This is a genomic window from Pseudomonadota bacterium (assembly GCA_018823135.1).
Taxonomy (GTDB): domain Bacteria; phylum Desulfobacterota; class Desulfobulbia; order Desulfobulbales; family CALZHT01; genus JAHJJF01.
Genome location: JAHJJF010000045.1, coordinates 1 through 4,219 on the forward strand (window position 1 = coordinate 1; position 4,219 = coordinate 4,219).

Annotated in this window: 4 protein-coding genes and 1 tRNA gene; all 5 read right to left on the reverse strand. The window is 46.1% G+C overall.

Features of this window, described 5'->3' with window-relative positions:
* Nucleotides 1-441, reverse strand: a 441-nt coding sequence (locus KKE17_04135; GenBank protein MBU1709175.1) for a hypothetical protein, incomplete at its 3' end; no start/stop codon positions are given.
* 100 nt (nucleotides 442-541) lie between these two features.
* A tRNA-Met gene (locus tag KKE17_04140) sits at nucleotides 542-618 on the reverse strand.
* Nucleotides 619-1,105: 487 nt separating this feature from the next.
* Nucleotides 1,106-2,758: a chaperonin GroEL gene (groL, locus tag KKE17_04145; protein ID MBU1709176.1), complete on the reverse strand. Its 1,653-nt coding sequence runs from the start codon at nucleotides 2,756-2,758 to the stop codon at nucleotides 1,106-1,108.
* A 58-nt stretch (nucleotides 2,759-2,816) separates the two neighbouring features.
* Nucleotides 2,817-3,104: a co-chaperone GroES gene (groES, locus tag KKE17_04150; GenBank protein ID MBU1709177.1), complete on the reverse strand. Its 288-nt coding sequence runs from the start codon at nucleotides 3,102-3,104 to the stop codon at nucleotides 2,817-2,819.
* Nucleotides 3,105-3,286: 182 nt separating this feature from the next.
* Nucleotides 3,287-4,219: branched-chain amino acid aminotransferase (locus tag KKE17_04155; protein MBU1709178.1), on the reverse strand; the 933-nt coding region annotated here is incomplete at its 5' end.

Below are 4,219 nucleotides of genomic sequence, written 5' to 3' on the forward strand. Positions count from 1 at the left end.
AATCACCTTGGAAAGAAGGACCCTGCTCCCTTTGCCTACTGATGCTTTCTGAATCGTCTTGCCTTTTCGATTAATGTCTTGAATCAATTCCTTGAGCAGCTTAACTTCCTTTTGATAGGCTTCCTGGCTGGTATTCTCTTCATCAATCTTTATATCCTTTGCTTGTAAATTGCCCTTTTTATCCAAACCCAGTGAGCCAATTGTAATGATATCCAAACGATCCTTCTTGTTAGCCATTATCTTCTCAGCCTTTTTCAGAATTTTATAGGCGTGCAGGTAATGCTCCCGGGCCATAATAATTGCCTCGGCTTTTACCCCAGTATGTAAACTTCTCTTTATTTCTGTCTTACAGATTATACCACGAAGATGCATGGGAACAACCAAACGAAAAGAGTATATCCCATATCGGTTCAGTTGCAGATAGGCTGGGACTCGGAACATAAAAAAACCTCCACCTTGTAACAGTATTTTGGACTACTGTCGCAAACTGGAGGTTGTATAAAAAAAATAACCCATAGTATCTACAAGTTACTTGTGTTTCTGGTGGCGATGCAGGGACTTGAACCCCGGACACTGCGGATATGAGCCGCATGCTCTAACCAGCTGAGCTACATCGCCATTCCTAATCATGGGGAGTCGGATTCTTCCCGATCCCCCTCCCTGCCCGCTAAAGATCAGACACTTGCAGGAGACCATCCAACAATTCACAACATCCAGGCTTTTCCCTGCAAGAGAAAAAAATTAAATGTTTCTGTCAGATGGTCTAAAAAAGATTGTTCTATATGGTAAATTTTCCCTTCATTGTCAATAGTATTTCATAACCCAGATAAACTAGAAATAAATCAAGGCCCTGGATAAGTACCTTAACAGTAGGTGTAAGTTATTAGAATTAAATTGATTATTAAAAGTCTTGCCATAAAAAATACGAAAATCACTGATAAGGTACTAAATAACTGACCTATTTTTTATAAAACAACATAAATCTTGCAAGAAAGCTCTCAAGAAAACATTCTATAAAAAAACAGGGCTTCTTCCTTTGTGGTGAAGAAGCCCTGGATATTTTCTGGGCATATGAGCCCTATGAGGGATCAGGCAAACGGGATGATTACATCATTCCGCCCATTCCACCCATTCCGCCCATTCCGCCCATTCCGCCCGGAGGCATTCCGCCGCCCTTATCCTCTTCAGGATGCTCGGCGATCATACACTCAGTGGTCAGAAGCAGGCCGGCAACACTGGCTGCATTCTGGAGAGCAAAACGGGTAACTTTGGCAGGATCGATAACCCCGGCCTTGATCAGGTCTTCATACTTTTCAGTCTCCGCATTGAAGCCTTTTGCGCCCTGCATTTTCTTAACGTGCTCAACAATAACAGATCCCTCGTGGCCTGCATTGATGGCGATCTGACGAACCGGCTCTTCCAGTGCGCGGGCAATTATCTGCTGACCAATTTTCTGCTCAGGAGACAATTTCAGTGCGGCAAGAGCTTTCAGACAACGAATATACGCTACACCGCCGCCAGGAACAATGCCCTCTTCGACTGCTGCCCTGGTAGCATTCAATGCATCCTCAACCCGGGCCTTTTTCTCTTTCATTTCCATCTCAGTGGCAGCGCCGACATTGATTACCGCCACACCACCGATCAATTTTGCCAGACGCTCCTGGAGTTTTTCTTTATCGTAATCAGAAGAAGATTCTTCAATCTGGGCACGAATCTGTTTTACTCTGGCCTCAAGCTTCTTCTTGTCACCGGCGCCATCAACAATGGTGGTGTTGTCTTTATCGATAACTATTCTTTTTGCAGATCCGAGATCGGCAACCGTGACATTCTCAAGCTTAATGCCAAGATCTTCGGTGATCACCTGACCGCCGGTGAGAGTTGCGATATCTTCAAGCATCGCTTTTCTTCTATCACCAAATCCCGGAGCTTTAACCGCAGCAACATTCAAGGTACCGCGAAGCTTGTTGACCACGAGAGTCGCAAGGGCTTCACCGTCAATATCTTCTGCAATAATGCATAATGGGCGACCCATTTTTGCAATCTGCTCGAGAATCGGCAGGAGATCCTTCATACTGCTGACCTTCTTTTCATGAATCAGAATATATGGATCTTCGAGGTTAACAACCATCTTCTCTGGATCGGTTACAAAATAAGGTGAAAGGTAACCGCGATCAAACTGCATACCCTCAACAACATCAAGGGTTGTGTCCATGCTTTTTGCTTCTTCAACGGTAATTACGCCTTCTTTACCCACCTTATCCATTGCCTCGGCAATGATATTACCGATTGTTGCGTCGTTATTTGCAGAAATGGTCCCAACCTGAGCTATTTCCTTCTGCTCTTTGGTTGGCTTGGCAATTCTCTTTAATTCAGCAACAACCGCTTCTACTGATTTGTCGATACCGCGCTTGATTTCCATGGGATTATTGCCGGCGGCAACAAGTTTTGAGCCCTCGGAAAAAATAGCCTGAGCAAGGATAGTTGCGGTGGTGGTTCCGTCACCGGCAACATCGCTTGTTTTGGAAGCCACTTCTTTGACCATCTGGGCGCCCATATTTTGAAATCTGTCTTTTACTTCGATTTCCTTGGCAACACTGACACCGTCTTTGGTAATCGTTGGTGCGCCGTAGGATTTCTCAAGTAACACATTTCGGCCCTTAGGACCTAAGGTCACTTTAACCGCATCCGCCAGTATATTTACACCGGCCATGATGGACTCCCGGGCTTTTACACCATACCTAATATCTTTAGCAGCCATATACTCTTCTCCTCAAATATTTGAATTCTTTAATAAGCAGTACGTTCGAGACCGACAATCAACCAACAACACCAAGTATATCGTCTTCCCGCATGATAAGGTAGTCCTCACCATCAAGCTTCACATCCGTACCGCCGTACTTGCTGAACAATACACGGTTACCGACTTTCAAGTCAACCGGGGTCCGCACGCCCTTATCATTCATCTTGCCGCTTCCGACTGCCACAACTTCGCCCTCAGCGGGTTTTTCCTTTGCACTATCGGGAATAATAATGCCGCCTTTGGTAGTTTCCTCTTCCTTCAATCGCTTAACCAGAACTCGGTCATTAAGTGGACGAATTTTCATATACCGCCTCCATCAATTATTTTTTTATCCTTTAAATGAAACGAACAGCTTCATGCTGTCCGTAATAACTCATCCATATTGGCTTAAAACTTGAAAATCCCCTGAAAACAAGGGATTTCCGCCAAGTTGGCGAAACTATAGGTACTGGTGTTTAGAAAATCAAGGGGTTGGGCTAGATTTTTTTATATCGCAACCATCCATCCGTGGGGGTCTTCTTTCTCGCCGAACTGGATGGCCTGGAGCTCGTCAAATAATTTCTGGGCGAGCGCCCCTGTTCTGCCGCCATTCACCTGGCAGTCCTCACCACGGTAGTGAAGGGAACCCACCGGAGAAATCACTGCAGCGGTGCCGGTACCGAACACTTCCTGCATTGCTCCGCTGCGGCTTGCCTCCAGGACCTCATCGATGGATATCCGTCTTTCAGTAACCTTTATACCCCAGTCCCTGGTGAGCTGGAGCACGGAATCCCTGGTGATCCCGGGAAGAATGCTGCCGGAAAGGGGCGGGGTGATCAATTCATCATCAATCAGAAAAAAGATATTTGAGGTGCCGACTTCCTCGATGTATTTCCTTTCTATGGCATCAAGCCAAAGAACCTGGGTAAAACCCTGATTATGGGCATCAACCGAGGCCATGAGACTTGCGGCATAGTTCCCTGCAGTCTTAGCATTACCAACCCCGCCGGGAACAGCGCGCACATACTTATCTGTTACAAAAATCTTTACCGGATTAAATCCTTCGGGATAATACGCCCCCACCGGACTTAATATAATGTAAAAAAGAAATTTTTTGGCCGGCCGGACACCCAGCCCCGCCTCAGACGCTATCATGGTCGGGCGGATATATAATGTCGCGCCATGAGCTTTAGGAACCCAGTCTTTTTCGACTCTTAAAAGGATTTTCAAGGCCTCAAGGACTGCCGGAACATCTATTTCCGGCATACACATCCGTGCTGCCGAAATGTTCATCCTTTCCAGGTTTGCCTCCGGCCTGAACAGATAAATCGTATCGTCTTTGCTCCGATAAGCCTTCAGCCCCTCAAAAATCGCCTGGCCATAATGAAACACCATGGCCGCCGGATCAAGCTGAAAACTCTGGTACGGCACAACAACACC

Coding starts and splice junctions, on each gene's coding strand:
- groL (MBU1709176.1), bottom strand. CDS start 2,758: ATGGCTGCTAAAGATATTAGGTATGGTGTAAAAGCCCGGGAGTCCATC.
- groES (MBU1709177.1), bottom strand. CDS start 3,104: ATGAAAATTCGTCCACTTAATGACCGAGTTCTGGTTAAGCGATTGAAG.